Below are 15,062 nucleotides of genomic sequence, written 5' to 3'. Positions count from 1 at the left end.
TCCTAAGGTTTTGGCGTGCCTTTTAGCCCCTTCCCACCGTGCACTCAATCTGGCCGTGGGGCTCGTCGGTCGGCAGAAAGACATCGTTGCTGTTATCCAGCCCGAACGCCGAGAGATTCATCGGGATGAAGTGCATGTTCGGGCAGGCCATGCTGATTTCCGAAATCTCGGGCACGGCCGCCAGCGCCGCCTCGCCCATCCGGTACAGGCTGTCCTGCACGCTCTTGCTGTAGGTCGTGCCGAATACTTCGAGCAGGGTGTCGAGGATCTTCGCATTGGCCGCCGGATAATTCGAGGGCATCGCCGACCATTTCCAGGACGCCACCATGCTGGTGGCGCACATCCGGTCGGCGGTCTCCGGTAGCGTGGTATAGCGATCCCTGGGATAATTCTCCCAGCCGGACTGCGTCGACTTCATGAAGGCAAAGCCTTCGATGCCGGACGTCAGTGCCGTTGGTCCCCCGCGCGTGACGGCGGCTTCGACGAACGGCTTGCCGTTGCTGTCGAGCACGAAGCTGTGCGGATGCGGCTTGCCGCCAAAACTAAGGCGGCTCCATTTCGTCTCGTGCGCGGTAATCGCAACCGAGGCGATCTGCGGATAGGTGTCGAGATATCTCTGCGCCAGCACCTGGCAGAATTCCTCGGTGCACAGCCCTGTGTTCTCGCGGGCGACGACATTGACGATGTTCTTGATTGTATCCGTCGCCACCGAGGTGGAATTGTCGGCATGCGTATAGGCACGTGAAAAGTCGCCCTCGATCATCGCCTTGACGCTGAGCTGGCTGACTTCGTGCTGGTCGCCGTTCCGGTGAATCCGCATGACCCGGACGCGGCCCTTCCCATATCTGTTCCTGATCAGCGGCATCCGAAGACCTCCTTCAACCTGCAATTTGCGGGGATCACGACCGCCCGCTATGGTTCAATATTGAGCAACCTTCGTGCCACAGGGCAAGGCTCCGGGGACGAGCTTCTGGCACGAGCCTTGTATTGGTTTCAACAGGCCCAATGGCCTGCATCCAGGGGGAGTCCGAACATGAGCGGCGAAGTCCATCCAGTCGACCAGATCCTGCCGACGCCGCGATTGCTGGCGCTCGGCCTGCAGCATGTGCTTGTGATGTATGCCGGCGCGGTCGCGGTCCCGCTGATCATCGGGCGGGCGCTGAAGCTGCCGCCGGAAGACGTCGCCTTTCTGATCAGCGCGGACCTGTTTGCCTGCGGTATTGCCACGCTGGTGCAATGTATCGGCTTTCCGGGGGTCGGTATCCGGCTGCCGGTGATGATGGGCGTCACGTTTGCTTCCGTAGGCCCGATGCTGTCGATGGCTGCAGCACCGGACATCGGCCTGCTCGGCATCTACGGCTCGGTGATAGCCGCCGGGCTCTTCGCGCTCCTGGTCGCCCCCTTCGTCAGCCGGCTGCTGCCGCTGTTTCCACCCGTTGTCACCGGGACCATCATCCTTGTCATCGGCATTTCCCTGATGCGGGTCGGCATCAACTGGGCCGGCGGCGGCCTGCCCACCCTGACCAAAATGGTCGATGGCGTGCCGGGCGCTTTCCCAAATCCGGGCTACGGCCAGTTGCAGGGCCTTGGCATTGCGCTGTTCGTGCTGCTGGTAATCCTCGGCCTGATCAAATGGGGCGCAGGCTTCATCGCCAATGTCGCGGTTCTGCTCGGCATAGTCGCCGGCGCGGTCCTCGCGGCCGTACTCGGCGTCATGCATTTCGAGAAGGTCGCCGCGGCGCCCTGGGTCGCGATCGTGTTGCCACTGCATTTCGGGCTGCCGAAATTTCAGCTCGTGCCGATCATCACCATGTGCATCGTCATGATCGTCGTGATGATCGAATCGCTCGGAATGTTCCTGGCGCTTGGCGACATCACCGGCAAGACGGTCAGCCGCGATGCGCTGACCCGCGGCCTTCGTGCCGACGGCCTCGGCACCTTGCTGGGCGGGCTGTTCAATACCTTTCCCTACACGTCGTTCTCGCAGAACGTCGGCCTTGTCGGCGTCACCGGCGTGCGTTCGCGCTGGGTCACGGTTGCCGGCGGCGGCATCTTGCTGTTGCTCGGGCTGGCGCCCAAGATAGCGGCGCTGGTCGAAGCCGTGCCGCTGGTGGTGCTCGGCGGCGCCGGCCTCGTGATGTTCGGCATGGTGGCGGCCACCGGCGCGCGGATTCTGACCTCAGTCGATTTCAGGAACAACCGCTACAATCTGTTCGTGGTCGCGATATCAGTTGGCTTCGGCATGATCCCGCTGGTTTCACCCAACTTCTTCAAGAACTTGCCGCACGACCTGCACCCGCTCATGGAGTCCGGCATCCTGCTCAGCGCGCTGGTGGCGGTGACGCTGAATGCGTTCTTCAACGGCGTAAGCAGCAAGGCAGCGGCGGAGGCGGACGCCGTTGCGGCCGCGGCATCGGCGACGCATTAGGTTGGGAGCCGCAGGGTGGGCAAAGGCGCTCTTGCGCCGTGCCCACCATCGATCGGCGGCATCGGCTTGAAATCAATCCGTCGCCGCCTTCCTTTGCTGACGTGCCCGCGGCTGCGACGAACTGCCGTGCGCATGGCGATCAAGGCCGGCTCGAGCCGGGAAATCGCTTCTTCCGGGACCGAGCTCCGAAATCAGATCGGTCGAACGCTGCAGGTCGGAACAGAGAACGGTGCGCTCGCCGGCGATGCGGCCACGCGCGTCGGGTACGGGGGCGCCGGATTTCAGGCTGGGAAGGATCGGAAGGCAATTGATTCAAACACAACTGCGATTCTCGTAACAGATAGCCATGCAACTAGGGGATGCCGGACAGCCTAGCCATGCCCCGCATAGCACCACCTCAGATCCGCGGAGCTTACGCGTGGCGGGTTAGTCCCTGTGCGATGGGCGCTGACTATTATGTCGGCCGCGGCAGCCGCCGTTATGCCTGCTATTGATTGCGAGACAGGCTGCCAGCCGCTGGCGTCCGTGGCGCCATCCGCCCGCCGGCTATTCCTTGCCGATTCCCGTTTCCCTGATCACGCGCTCATACTTGGCGAGTTGATCGCGCGTCATGGCGCGCAACGCCTCGGCCGAGCTGCCGCGCACCGCGAAACCCAGCTCTTCAAGCTTGCGACGCACGTCGGGATCGCCGACGGCCTTCAGCACCTCGGCGTTCAGGCGGGCAATGATGTCCTTCGGAGTACCGGCGGGGGCGAGAATCGCGAACCATGAGTTGAAGAAGAAGCCGGGCAGACCGGATTCCGAGACGGTCGGCACGTCAGGGAATTGCGACAATCTCTTCTCGGTGGTCACCCCGATCAGCCGGAGTTGACCGCCGCGCACGAGCGTCGCGACCGTGCCCAGGCCCTGGAAACCGACCGGAATCTGGCCGGCTGCAATGTCGGTTGCGGCCTGGGTGGCGCCCTTGTAGGGCACGTGCGTCAGCGATATGCCGGCAGCCGACGCGAACATCGCCATCGCCAGATGCTGCGGGCTTCCCGGCCCGCCCGAGCCATAATCGATCTTGCCCGGTGCCGCCTTCGCCGCCGCGATCAGGTCTGCAGCGCTCTTGAAGCTGGCCTGATTGTTGGCAATCAGCCCCCACTCCACCGTCGCAACCAGCGACACCGGCTCGAAATCCTTCAGGATGTCCCAGCGCATCCTCGACTGGAGGTTCGGCACCATCGTCATGATGCTGTCGTTAAACCCGCCGATCGTGTAGCCGTCCGGTTCGGCGCGGGCGACGGCCTCCGCCCCGATCAGCCCTGACGCGCCCGGCTGGTTCAGGATCACGATTTGCTGCCTCATATTGTCAGCCATCTTCTGGGTCACGATCCGCGCGGCGACATCGACCGCGCTTGCCGCAGCCAGCGGCACGATCATCTTGATCGGCCGGTCGGGATAACTCCCCTGGGCAATCGCTTGGTGGCTTGAGAACAGCGCGAGCACCGGAATCAGCAAATGGACCAGACGCATTCATTTCCCCCAGATCGGGCAGGCTTGCGCAATCGCAGCCGCCTCTCTTGAGGAAAGATTGCGCTCGAACTCTCCGCTTTGCAATCGGTCCGGAAAGCGGACTGCTCCCGGCCAGCACATGCCGACCGACGGGCGAGCGGTGACTAAAGGAGCTTGCCGTCCGGTCCAAAAAACGGATGCGGCCCGTCGAAGGTACCTATGGGGACTTGATGGGTCACGACGGTGCCGAATCCCTCCCCCGGAAACCAGCTATGGAGATGGAAAGCCGGCGGCTCGACCTTGAAGGAGGGTTCGCGCAGTTCGGCCAGATCGAGATCGACGGCATGGTTCGGGGCCGGGCAGATCGTGGTCGGCACGCCTGCAAACATGGTCAGTGTCGCGCGATGAACATGCCCGGTTGCGATCAACTGCACGCGGGGATAATGGCGCACGATGGGTGCGAGATCGGCCGCGTTGAGGAGATTCTGGCGATCCATGTGCCAAATGCCCGCCTTGAACGGCGGATGGTGCAGAAACAGCAGCGCCGGCCGATCGGGGGACGAAGCCAGCATCCCGTCAAGCCATTGCAGCGTAGGCCCGTCGAGTTCGCCGTGCGGCTTTCGATGCACGCTTGAATCCAGCAACAGCAGGTCGAGGCCGGCGACCTCGATCTTCTGGTTGAGCGGCCCGGATACGAAGGCATAGTTGGCGGAAGGAAACGCGGCACGCATCAACTCGCGCGAGTCGTGATTGCCGGGAATGCCGGCGAACGGACGCTTAAGCGGCGCCAGCAACCGCTTGAGATATTGATACTCCTCCGCCGTCGGCGTGTCCGCCAGATCTCCGGAGATCACCACAAAATCGGGCGCCGGATCGAATTCGTTCAGTGCCGCGACACAACGTTCGAGCGCCTTGGCAGTATCGACCCGGCCATAGGCCAGCGATCCCGGTGGCTTGATATGCAGGTCGGAAATCTGCGCAATATGAACCGGTTTCGGCGACATCGGCCTTCTCAGTTTTCAGGCGGCAACAGACGGACGGCGTCCGGCGAAATCGACAATCCGATCCGTTCGCCGGGCCTGACTTGAACCGTATTCGGCGCGTCGACGGTGAGCAACCTGTTGGACGCGCCACTGACGACCAGCCGTTGCCTGTCGCCAATGAAGCTAACGCTGTCGATGACACCCGAAAGCGACGCGCTTCCGGCTGATGTCACGCGGATGGTTTCGGGGCGGATCATCGCGACCGCCGCCGGCATGTCCCCATCGCAGCGAATCGGCTGCCGTCCGCCCGGCAACACGAGATGCCCGCCCTCGATCGCCGCGTCGACAATATTCGCAGCGCCAATGAATTCGGCAACGAAGCGGCTTCGCGGCGTGAAGTAGATCTCGCGCGGCGTGCCGATCTGGGCAATCGCTCCCTTCTGCATGACGACGACGCGATCGCCGAGTTCCATAGCCTCGGACTGATCGTGGGTCACATAAATCGTGGTGATACCCAGCGCGCGCAGCAGGCGATTTAGTTCGCCGCGCAGCCGGTCGCGCAACGCGGCGTCGAGCGCCGTCAACGGCTCGTCGAGCAACAGGATGCCCGGCCGGATCGCGACCGCGCGCGCTAGTGCGACGCGCTGACGCTGCCCGCCGGAAAGCTGGTCGATTCGGCGATTCTCAAGTCCGGAGATATTGGTCAGCGCCACCAGTTCGGCGACGCGTGCCGCCCGCTCCCTGGCCGGTATCCCGCGGATCTTCAGACCATAACCGATATTGTCCGATACGGTCATGTTGGGGAAAAGCGCGTAGGATTGGAACACCATGCCGACGTTGCGCCGCTCGATCGGCACCGCCGTCATGTCCTTGCCGTCGAATAGCACCCTGCCGCCGGCATCGGGCACTTCGAGCCCGGCGATGATGCGCAGCATGGTGGTTTTGCCGCAGCCGGAGGGGCCGAGCAGCACCAGAGTTTCACCACGGGCGATGTCAAGCGTTGCAGCTTCGAGCGCGCGCGTTCCGTCGGTAAACGTCTTGCCGCAGGCCTCGATATGCACCGAGGCGCCGTGTCCGGCCTGCGTACTCATCTCTTCTGTTCCTTCTCGGCAAACAATTGCATGGCGACCAGCAGCGGGATGATCATCACGAAGAAGATCAGCGTATAGGCCGACGCCACTTCCAGCCGCATCGAAGCATAGCTGTCGGCGAGCCCGATCGGCAGCGTCTTGGTCAACGGCGTGTGGAGCATCCAGGTCAGGTTGAATTCACCGAGCGACAACGTCACCACCATCAGGCTGCCCGCCAATATCCCCGGCACGGCGTTGGGCACGATCACGTCGCGGAAACGCCGCCACGGCGATGCGCCGAGCGACGCCGCGCCCTCGTCCAGCGTCTTGATGTCGACGGTCGCGAACACGGCCATGACCGATCGCACCATGAATGGCATGGTGAAGATGACATGGCCTGCGAGAATGAATAACCAGGAGCGGCGAAAATCGCCGAAACCTCCATAGGTCAAGAGCAGTGCCAGCGCGATGGCCAGGCCAGGAATCGCCAATGGCAGGGTGATGATCTCCTCGACGATCCGCGACAGGCGCCCTCCCCGCACGTGCAAGGCATAGGCGGCTGGAACGCCCGCGGCGAGCGTTACCGCAAGCGTCGCAAATGCGACCACGAATGACAGCAGGATGGTGCCGGCATAGAGTTCCCATACCTGCACGACCCATTGCAGGGTCACGCCGGACTGGATGCCGCGAAAATAGTTCACCGTGACGCCAGCGGAAATCGACAGGATCGCCGGCACAACCAAGAACGCGGCGACCAGCAGTGTGAAAATGAGTTGACCGGTGAAGATCAGGCGATCACGCATGGTCTCATCCAGCCGCCGCAACGGCGTTTCCGCTGAACGAGCGGGCAAGCGCAAGAATGAACCAGGTGATGATGCCAAGCCCGACCGACAGCGCGGCCGAGATCGAGAAGTTCGCAGCCAGCGTGAATTCGGTATAGATCAGCATCGGCAATACATCGATGTTCGTCGCCAGCGTAAACGCCGTACCGAACGCCCCCATCGCGGTCGCAAAGGCAATCGCGCCGGAAGCAACGAAGGCCGGCGCCAGCGCCGGTAGAACGACGTCGCGCTGCACAGCCCACGGGCCCGCGCCGAGCGAACGCGCGGCTTCTTCCAGGCCGATATCGAGTTTCTGCACCGCGGCCATGATGGTGAGAATGACGCGCGGAATAGAGAAATAGAGATAGCCGAGAAAGAGGCCGTAGATCGAATAGGCGAAGACCAGCTTCTCGCCAAACAGGCGGTTGGAAAAATCACCGATCAGGCCCTGGCGCCCGGCAAGAAGAATGATCATGAAGCCGACCACCACGCCAGGAAACGCCAGCGGAAAGGTCAGCATCGCAATCAGAACGGCGCGACCCGGGAAACGATGCCGCTGCAGGAACATCCCCGCAACCGTCGCTACGATAAGAGTCACGACGGTGGTCGCGGCGGCGAGCAGGACCGTGTTGATGAGGGTCGCGCGGTAGCGCGGCTCACTCAGGATCGCGAGATAGCCCGCCAGCCCCTGCGGACCTTCCGCCCCGGTCACGACCAGCCGCGCCATCGGCAGCAGGAAGAACGCCACCGTCACCACCGCAAGCGGCAGCAGGCAGAACCAGACAAAGGACCTATGTGACATCAGAAGATAGCGCCCCGGCGAGAGGCGCCATACTGCCTCAGCGGACCTCGGCGAGATAGCGGTCGACAAAGCCTTTTTGCATGTTTTCCATCCGGCCCCAGTCGACGTTCTTCGCGCGCGCATAGTCGCTGTCAGGCAGGAACTTCTTCTTCACCGCTTCGGGCAATTCGATCGGCCGCGCCGGGCGGAGATAGGCGTTGGTCCAGATCGCCTGCCCCTTGTCGGACAAGAGATAATCCAGCACATTCTTGGCCTTGTCCTTGTCGGGCGCGTTCTTGACGAGGCCGACGACGTAGGGAAACACCACCGATCCCTCGCAGGGGATCACGAATTCAAAACTGCCCTTTTCCGAATACTTCGCGCGATAGGCATTGAAATCATAGTCGAACAGGATCGGCATCTCGCCGGAGACAACCCGGGCGTAGGACGTCTGCTTGGGAACGATCGGATCATTCTTCCGCAGGTCCTTGAAGAAATTGATCGCGGGATCGAAATTCACCTCGGAGCCGCCGAGCGCCAGGTTGATCGCGACCGCGCCGACATACCCGACCGCGGCCGACGACGGATCGAGATAACCGACCATACCCTTGTATTCGGGCTTCAGGAGGTCCTTCCAGCAGGCCGGCACCGGCTTGCCACCGAGCGCGTCCTTGTTCACGAACAGGCCAAGCGTGCCGGAATGAATGGTGGTCCAGTAGCCGTCGGCATCCTTCAGGCCGGCGGGGACCTGGTCCCATTTCGCCGGCTTGTAAGGCTCGAGCGCATCCTGCGCCTTGGCCTTCATGCCGAAGGTGACACCGAAATAACCGATATCGCCGACAGGATTGTTTTTCTCGGCGAGGATCTGAGCGAGCGCCTGGCCGGAATTCTTGTTGTCGTGCGGGATGTCGTAGTTGAGATCGGCTTTGATGGCTTTCAGCATCGAGGCCCAGTCCGCCCACTCGGGCGGGCAATTGTAGCAGATGACGTCGGCCGCTTTGGCGGATTGCCAGGGCGCGACCAGCGAAAGCGCGAGCAAGGCAGGTACAAAACGGACGATCTTCATGGGTCACTCCGGTTTCGGGCGGCAATTGACGATCTCATCACCGACCGGTGTGCAAGTATAGGCCGCGTATGAAGTTTTTGCGACAAGGCGTTTTTGCTGTGCAGCAAACCTGCACAACGCTAGCGGCATCCGGCAATTTCGCTGGCCGGCGATTTCCGGTAGCATCCGGCGCTAGAGGAGAGACTCATGTACCAACCTCCAGGCGTGAAGACATCGCCCGCACTTCCGATCCCCGACCGGATGAAGGCTTGGGTGCTGGGTGACCCGGACCAGCTCGTGCTGCTTGAAAAACCTGTGCCCGTTCCTTCGCGCGCCGAAGTTCTGATCCGGATCGATGCCGTTGCGATCTGCGCCACCGATCTCGAAATCATTCATTCGGGATCGCCGGCCAGCATTGAAGGCGGTCTGCCCTTCAACAAGAATTTCACGCCGGGCCACGAGTACATGGGCACGGTCGCCGCGCTCGGGCCCGACGTCGACGAATTCAAGATCGGAGAGCGGATCAGCGTGGAGATCCATGCCGGCTGTGGCCAGTGCAAGCGCTGCCGCCAGGGCATGTATACGTCATGTCTGAACTACGGGAAGCCGGAGAAGGGCCATCGCGCGAACGGCTTCACGACAGACGGCGGCTTTGCCGAATACGCCGTCAATCATATCAACACGCTGGCGCGTGTGCCCGACACCATGAGCGACGCCGAGGCGACGCTGGTCGTCACCGCGGGTACCTCGATGTATGGGTTGACGGAGTTGGGAGGGTTGGTTGCCGGCGAGAGCGTCGTGGTGATCGGCCCGGGGCCGATCGGACTGCTCGCGGTGGCTGTTGCCAAGGCGCTCGGCGCCAGCCCGGTCATCCTTACGGGAACACGCAACGGAAGGCTGGCGATCGGCCGGGAGCTCGGCGCCGATCGTGTCGTCAATATCAACGACGAGGACGCGGTTGAGGTCGTCAGACAACTCACCGGCGGTATCGGCGCCGACTATGTGGTCGAGTGCGCCGGCACCGAAGCAACGATCAATCAAGCCATTCACATGACCAATCGCGGCGGGAAAATCTGCCTCGCTGCGTTTCCGCACGATCCAGTCACGATGGATCTCGCGCATCTCGTGAAGAACAATATCTATGCCTACGGTATTCGTGGCGAAGGCCGCAGCGCCACCCGCCGTGCCATGGCGCTGATGGCGGAAAAACGTTTCGATGCGACTAAGATCCACACCCACACATTTCCGCTGGCCGATTTGCCGACTGCGCTGCGCTATGCCCGCGAGCGCGTCGACGATGCGATCAAGGTGGTTGTGACCAACCGGCAGACGGGTACGATCGCGAACGCGGCAGCCGAATAGCGCGAACGCAGTCACCGCCCTTCTTCGTCCTGGATTCGTCCCAAGGCAGTCAGGATAACCTGAGGCGTCAGCGGAATCTCCGTGATGATTGTCCCAAACGGTCGCAGCGCGTCGTTGACCGCATTGGTTACGGCCGCCGCCGCACCCGCTGTGCCGGCCTCCCCTGCGCCTTTTGCCCCCAGTTCCGATTCCAAGGTCGGTGAAACCACATGCCCGACATCGATGTCAGGCATTTCACCGGACATCGGAACCAGATAGTCGGCCATATTGGCGTTGGTGAGCTGGCCGCGTTCGTCATACACGCATTTCTCGAACAGCGCGGCGCCAAGGCCCTGCACCACGCCTCCCCTGATCTGCTCATCGACCAGTTGCGGGTTGATGATGGTGCCGCAATCCTCGACCACCCAATGCTTCAGCAGCTTCACAAAGCCCGTATCGACATCGACCTCCAGCCAAGAGGCCTGAACGCCATTGGTGAAGGCGAAGGGGTATTCGCGCGGGACAAAGTGCCTGGTAGCCATAAACTCCGGCTGAATGCCGGGCGGCAGCGTATCGGGACGAAAATAGACAATGCGTGCGAGTTCGCTCAAATCGATCCGCGGCGTACCATCCACGGCATTCACAACGCCATTGTTGGCAATGTCGAGTTCCCCTGGCGTCGATTGTAGGACGGCGGCCGCTACGTCGAGGATGTTCTTGCGCAGTACCTTGGTGGCTTGAAGCGCGGCCTCCCCACCGATACCAGCGCCGCGCGAGGCCCAGGTGCCTCCGCCATACGGCGTATTGTCGGTATCGCCCAGGATTACGCGGACGCGATCCATCGAGACGCCAAGCACGCTTCCGACGATCTGTGCGGTAAGCGATTCCGATCCCTGTCCCTGCTCGGTGATACTTGTTTGGCAGATCACTGACCCCTGCGCGTCGAGCCGCACCGCGACGCCATCCTGCGAGGATATCTTCGCACCGCCGACGCCATAAAACGCCGCACTGGGGTTGGTAACCTCGATGAAGCTGGCGATGCCGATCCCACGATGGATGTTCTTCGCCCGCAGGGCGGTCTGCTCGGCGCGCAACGCCTCGTAGTCCATCATTTTGACGAGCTTGGCGAGCGCTGCATGGTGCGACAGTTGCTCGAAGCGCAAACCTGACGGCGAGGCGCAGGGATAAGCGTCGTCGGCAATCAGATTGCGGCGGCGGATCTCGATCGGATCCATGCCGATCTTCATGGCCGCGAGATCGACCAGGCCTTCCGTCACCGAGCAGGCGATCGGATGGCCAACGGCGCGGTACTGGCACATCACGTTCTTGTTCTGGAACACGACGCGGGCCCGGGCACGATAGTTCCTGGTCACATAGGGACCGCCGACGAGATTGACGACCTGATTGGCCTCGATTGCGCTGGTGCGCGGGTACATTGAATAGGGCCCGATACCCGTAAGATCGTCGATCTCGAATGCCGTGATGGTGCCGTCGCGCTTGACGCCGATCTTTCCCTTGCAGCGATGGTCGCGGGCATGAATGTCGGTGTTGAAGCTCTCGACCCGGTCGGCGACGAATTTGACCGGACGCCGCAGCAGCTTGGACAGCGCGTAAGTCGCCATCTCGTCGGCATAGATGTGAACCTTGATGCCGAAGGAGCCGCCGACGTCCTTGCAGACCACGCGAACCTGCGACTCCTTCAAGCCGAGATGGAGCGCCGCAATGTTCTGCACCATATGCGGCGCCTGCGTGCCTTGATAGATTGTCAGCCTCGCTTCCGCGGCATTCCAGTCTGCCACCACCGCGCGTGGTTCCAGCGTCACGCCGGTGTGCCGCCCGAAAACAAACTCTGCCTCCACCACCTCGTCGGATTCGGCAAAAGCCTGATCGACGGCGCCCGCATCGTGATTGCGCTCAAAAGCCAGGTTATCGCCGAGCGAGGCGTGGATCACAGGCGTCGCCGGATCGAGCGCGGCGCGCATATCCGTTACGGCCTCGAGTTCCTCGTAATCGACCGAGACAAGCTCCGCGGCGTCCTCGGCCTGAGCGCGACTGCTCGCCACCACGGCCGCGACCGCTTCGCCCTGCCAGCACACGCGATCAACCGCGATGGCGCTTTGCGGGGCGGATTTAAGGCCCTTCAAATGCGAGAGTACGCCGACCCACGGTGTTATGACGGTCGAGAGTTCGTTGCCTGAGACGACGGCGATCACGCCCGGCATCCGTTTGGCCACTGAGGCGTCGATGCCATTGATCTTCGCATGCGCGTGCGGCGAGCGCAGGAACACGACATGCGCCATGCGCGGCAGCTCAATGTCGCTGACATAGAGTGCGCGCCCCTGCATCAGCCTATCGAGGTTCGGCCGCGGCACTGTCTTGCCGATATAGGAATTCGGACGGTCCAGCGCGGAAAGCGTTTCAGGATTTTCCGGCGCTGACGTCATGGCAAGCGTCCGACGCGCGCCCGCGCTGTGGTCTCGATGGCGTCGACGATGGCCTGGTAGCCGGTACAGCGGCAATAGTTGCCGGAAAGATGCTCGCGAATCTGTTCTCGATCCGGCGACGGCGATTGCTTCAGCAGATCCTGCGCCGCCATCAGCATTCCCGGCGTACAGAAGCCGCATTGCAGTGCGTTACGTTCCCGGAATGCAGACTGCAAATCGGTAATCTCGCCGCTGTCGGAGAGCCCCTCGATCGTTTCAACCGTCGCGTTGTGCGTCTGCACCGCAAGCAGCAGGCAGGAACGGACGATATCGCCATTGACGCGGACCGTGCATGCACCGCACACCCCGTGCTCGCAACCGACATGCGTGCCGGTCAGCTTGAGATGCTCGCGAAGAAAATCCGCCAAGTTCAGGCGCGGCAGCACGTTCGCTTCAACAGGCTCGCCATTGACAACAAACGAAATTGCAACCGCAGTCGTCACGCCGATGCTCCCGCACGGAGATCGGGGCGATCAAGCAGCGAGGATACGCAGCGCGCCAACAGAACCCTCGCCAGAAGCCGACGCATGGCGGGTGTCGCCTGCTGGTCCTCCAGAGGGTCGAGCTCATCATCCAATGCACAAGACGCCTCGTACAACGCTGCAGGAGTGATGACGACACCGACCAGTTTGCCGGCAGACCTGGCTAGCAACGGGCGATCGCCGACGGCAAAGAAACCAAGGCGAAGATCAGCAAACTGCCTATCCTCGACGAAGGCCTGTGCTGCGAGGCCGACGATCGCATAGTCACCATGTCGACGGGTGAACTCTTGAAAGAAATGCGTCGAGTTTCTTGGACTCACCGGCAACTCAACGGCGACCAGCAGTTCCTGCGGCTCGAGCGCAGTTTCGTAGATCCCGACGAAAAACTCGCCTGCCGCAATCCGCCGCTCGCCGCTTGGCCCGCGAGCAATGATGGTAGCGCCAAGCGTCAGCATACAGGCCGGCAGTTCAGAGGCTGGGTCTGCGTGCGCAAGGCTTCCTCCGATGGTGCCGCGGTTGCGGATCGCAGGATGCCCGACATGGGCGACCGCATCCGTCAGCAAAGGGGCATGGGCCGCTATTTCCGGAGATTTCAAGAGATCAGCGTGGCGTGTCAGCGCACCGATGGTGATGATGCCTCCCTTCACCACAATCCCGCGCAACTCGGCCAATTCGCCGATATCGACAATGAGCTCGGGCGCGACCAAGCGCAGATTCATCGCCGGCAGCAGGCTCTGGCCGCCCGACAACACCTTAGCCTTCTCGCCATGCGCGGTCAGCAATTCCAGCGCATTTGCGACGCTGGTTGCGCGGGCGTAAGTGAAAGCCGAGGCTTTCATTTTTTGCGTGACCTCCCCGGCCAACTATGGGCATTTTTGCGGGATTAGACGGCTGGGAACCGCAAAGGTCAAGTTTGTTGTCGGGTGAATATCTCGACTTTGAGCTTGTTTTCGAGCGATGAACAACGCACGTTCTGTGCCGATTAAAAAGCCTGCCTCTTGGGGAAGAGCAGACCATGAAGCTTGGGTTCTTTACGATGCCGATCCATCCTGTCAACAAGGATTGGCGGCTTTCGCTCAAGGAGGATCGCGAGGCTTTCCTGCTAGCCGATGAACTCGGCTTCACCGAGGCCTATGTCGGCGAACACGTCACCGACAGGGCCGAGAATATTACTTCCTGCATCGCTTTCATCGCGTGGCTCGCGGCGGCGACCAGACAGATCAAGCTTGGCACCGGCACCGTCAACATGCCGAACGCGCATCCGGCTGCGATTGCCGCCTCGATCGCGATGCTCGACCATATGCTCGACGGACGCCTGATCTTCGGCATCAGCCCCGGTGGCCTGCTGTCGGACGCGGAAGTGTTCGGCAATCTCGAAGCCGACAGGAATGCCATGTTCCTGGAGGCGATCAATCAGGTGCTTCAGATCTGGGCCAGCGAGCCGCCCTATAATATTCAGGGCCAATTCTGGAACATATCGGCTCAGAAGACCCTGATCGAAGACATCGGCCAGGGTTTCATTCCGCGCCCCCTGCAACGACCGCACCCACCGATCGTGGTCACCGCGGTGGCGCCGTTCTCAAAAGGTGTGACGGAAGCCGCCGCGCGCGGCTGGGAGCCGATCTCGGCAAACTTCCTGATGCCGGCCTGGGTGAAAAGCCACTGGCCGAAATATGTCGAAGGCTGCGAACGCGCCGGACGCTCTGCGGATTCGGCGAATTGGCGCGTCGCCAAGAGCGTGTTTGTGGCCAAGGACGCAGCCACCGCAAAGGCCTATGCCACCGATCCAAACGGGCCCTATGTTTATTACTACCGCTCGCTGTTCACCAAGCTGAAGCGCGGTGGCCGCCTCGAGTTGTTCAAGACGCGCCGCGATCAGCCCGACGACGAGGTGACGCTGGAGTCGATCTGCGACAAGCTGATCATCCATGGCACGCCGGAGAGCGTAGCAGATCAACTGCTGGCGTTTCAGGAGGAGACCGGGCCTTTTGGCACACTGCTCTATGCCGGCAAGGATTGGAAGGATCGCGAACTCGGACGCCGGTCAATGATCCTGATGGCCGAAAAGGTCATGCCACGCGTCAATGCCAGCGCATCCAGCGGATCCAAGGCCGCCGAATAGTCCATCCAGACC

13 protein-coding genes are annotated in these 15,062 nt (G+C 62.0%); 3 read left to right on the top strand and 10 right to left on the bottom strand.

Annotated features, from left to right (window positions below):
• Positions 1–22: 22 nt before the first annotated feature.
• On the bottom strand, positions 23–865 hold the full coding sequence (pucL, locus tag V1293_RS34295) for a factor-independent urate hydroxylase (RefSeq protein ID WP_334516027.1): 843 nt from the start codon (positions 863–865) through the stop codon (positions 23–25).
• A 168-nt stretch (positions 866–1,033) separates the two neighbouring features.
• Between pucL and V1293_RS34290 the strand changes: the two genes are divergently transcribed.
• Positions 1,034–2,428: a nucleobase:cation symporter-2 family protein gene (locus V1293_RS34290; RefSeq protein WP_334516025.1), complete on the top strand. Its 1,395-nt coding sequence runs from the start codon at positions 1,034–1,036 to the stop codon at positions 2,426–2,428.
• Positions 2,429–2,974: 546 nt separating this feature from the next.
• On the opposite strand, the gene V1293_RS34285 is transcribed toward V1293_RS34290, so the two are convergent.
• The 6 genes from V1293_RS34285 to V1293_RS34260 all read right to left on the bottom strand — a co-directional run bounded on the left by V1293_RS34285 (position 2,975) and on the right by V1293_RS34260 (position 8,643).
• Complete coding sequence (locus tag V1293_RS34285) at positions 2,975–3,943, bottom strand: Bug family tripartite tricarboxylate transporter substrate binding protein (protein WP_334516023.1); 969 nt, start codon at positions 3,941–3,943, stop codon at positions 2,975–2,977.
• 143 nt (positions 3,944–4,086) lie between these two features.
• Entirely contained in the window at positions 4,087–4,926 is an 840-nt protein-coding gene (locus V1293_RS34280) for a phosphodiesterase (RefSeq protein ID WP_334516021.1), read from the bottom strand.
• A gap of 8 nt (positions 4,927–4,934) precedes the next feature.
• Entirely contained in the window at positions 4,935–5,996 is a 1,062-nt protein-coding gene (locus V1293_RS34275) for an ABC transporter ATP-binding protein (RefSeq protein WP_334516020.1), read from the bottom strand.
• The gene (locus V1293_RS34270) at positions 5,993–6,778 is read right to left on the bottom strand and encodes an ABC transporter permease (RefSeq protein ID WP_334516019.1); all 786 of its coding nucleotides are present in this window, start codon (positions 6,776–6,778) and stop codon (positions 5,993–5,995) included. The genes V1293_RS34275 and V1293_RS34270 overlap by 4 nt, the downstream gene beginning before the upstream one ends.
• Before the next feature lie 4 nt (positions 6,779–6,782).
• A complete protein-coding gene (locus V1293_RS34265; RefSeq protein WP_334516018.1) occupies positions 6,783–7,598 on the bottom strand; it encodes an ABC transporter permease in 816 nt (271 codons plus the stop codon).
• 37 nt (positions 7,599–7,635) lie between these two features.
• Complete coding sequence (locus V1293_RS34260; RefSeq protein WP_334516017.1) at positions 7,636–8,643, bottom strand: ABC transporter substrate-binding protein; 1,008 nt, start codon at positions 8,641–8,643, stop codon at positions 7,636–7,638.
• 186 nt (positions 8,644–8,829) lie between these two features.
• Between V1293_RS34260 and V1293_RS34255 the strand changes: the two genes are divergently transcribed.
• Positions 8,830–9,984 carry a zinc-dependent alcohol dehydrogenase gene (locus V1293_RS34255; RefSeq protein WP_334516016.1) on the top strand — a complete coding sequence of 385 codons (1,155 nt, stop codon included), beginning with the start codon at positions 8,830–8,832 and terminating at the stop codon, positions 9,982–9,984.
• A gap of 11 nt (positions 9,985–9,995) precedes the next feature.
• On the opposite strand, the gene V1293_RS34250 is transcribed toward V1293_RS34255, so the two are convergent.
• Genes V1293_RS34250 through V1293_RS34240 form a run of 3 tightly spaced genes read right to left on the bottom strand, consistent with a single transcriptional unit; the run spans position 9,996 to position 13,767 of the window.
• Positions 9,996–12,407, bottom strand: coding sequence for a xanthine dehydrogenase family protein molybdopterin-binding subunit (locus V1293_RS34250; RefSeq protein ID WP_334516014.1), 2,412 nt, complete (start codon positions 12,405–12,407; stop codon positions 9,996–9,998).
• A complete protein-coding gene (locus tag V1293_RS34245; RefSeq protein WP_334516012.1) occupies positions 12,404–12,889 on the bottom strand; it encodes a (2Fe-2S)-binding protein in 486 nt (161 codons plus the stop codon). The genes V1293_RS34250 and V1293_RS34245 overlap by 4 nt, the downstream gene beginning before the upstream one ends.
• Positions 12,886–13,767: an FAD binding domain-containing protein gene (locus V1293_RS34240; protein ID WP_334516010.1), complete on the bottom strand. Its 882-nt coding sequence runs from the start codon at positions 13,765–13,767 to the stop codon at positions 12,886–12,888. Before V1293_RS34240 ends, V1293_RS34245 begins: the two co-directional genes overlap by 4 nt.
• Positions 13,768–13,943: 176 nt before the next feature.
• On the opposite strand from V1293_RS34240, the gene V1293_RS34235 reads away from it, so the two are divergent.
• Complete coding sequence (locus V1293_RS34235; protein WP_334516009.1) at positions 13,944–15,050, top strand: LLM class flavin-dependent oxidoreductase; 1,107 nt, start codon at positions 13,944–13,946, stop codon at positions 15,048–15,050.
• The last annotated feature ends 12 nt before the right edge of the window (positions 15,051–15,062 follow it).

Source organism: Bradyrhizobium sp. AZCC 1693 (genome assembly GCF_036924745.1).
GTDB lineage: Bacteria > Pseudomonadota > Alphaproteobacteria > Rhizobiales > Xanthobacteraceae > Bradyrhizobium.
The sequence above is the reverse complement of the archived record's forward strand: the minus strand, read 5'-3'. Positions and strand labels throughout refer to the sequence as shown.

Coding starts and splice junctions, on each gene's coding strand:
- pucL (WP_334516027.1), bottom strand. CDS start 865: ATGCCGCTGATCAGGAACAGATATGGGAAGGGCCGCGTCCGGGTCATG.
- V1293_RS34290 (WP_334516025.1), top strand. CDS start 1,034: ATGAGCGGCGAAGTCCATCCAGTCGACCAGATCCTGCCGACGCCGCGA.
- V1293_RS34285 (WP_334516023.1), bottom strand. CDS start 3,943: ATGCGTCTGGTCCATTTGCTGATTCCGGTGCTCGCGCTGTTCTCAAGC.
- V1293_RS34280 (WP_334516021.1), bottom strand. CDS start 4,926: ATGTCGCCGAAACCGGTTCATATTGCGCAGATTTCCGACCTGCATATC.
- V1293_RS34275 (WP_334516020.1), bottom strand. CDS start 5,996: ATGAGTACGCAGGCCGGACACGGCGCCTCGGTGCATATCGAGGCCTGC.
- V1293_RS34270 (WP_334516019.1), bottom strand. CDS start 6,778: ATGCGTGATCGCCTGATCTTCACCGGTCAACTCATTTTCACACTGCTG.
- V1293_RS34265 (WP_334516018.1), bottom strand. CDS start 7,598: ATGTCACATAGGTCCTTTGTCTGGTTCTGCCTGCTGCCGCTTGCGGTG.
- V1293_RS34260 (WP_334516017.1), bottom strand. CDS start 8,643: ATGAAGATCGTCCGTTTTGTACCTGCCTTGCTCGCGCTTTCGCTGGTC.
- V1293_RS34255 (WP_334516016.1), top strand. CDS start 8,830: ATGTACCAACCTCCAGGCGTGAAGACATCGCCCGCACTTCCGATCCCC.
- V1293_RS34250 (WP_334516014.1), bottom strand. CDS start 12,407: ATGACGTCAGCGCCGGAAAATCCTGAAACGCTTTCCGCGCTGGACCGT.
- V1293_RS34240 (WP_334516010.1), bottom strand. CDS start 13,767: ATGAAAGCCTCGGCTTTCACTTACGCCCGCGCAACCAGCGTCGCAAAT.
- V1293_RS34235 (WP_334516009.1), top strand. CDS start 13,944: ATGAAGCTTGGGTTCTTTACGATGCCGATCCATCCTGTCAACAAGGAT.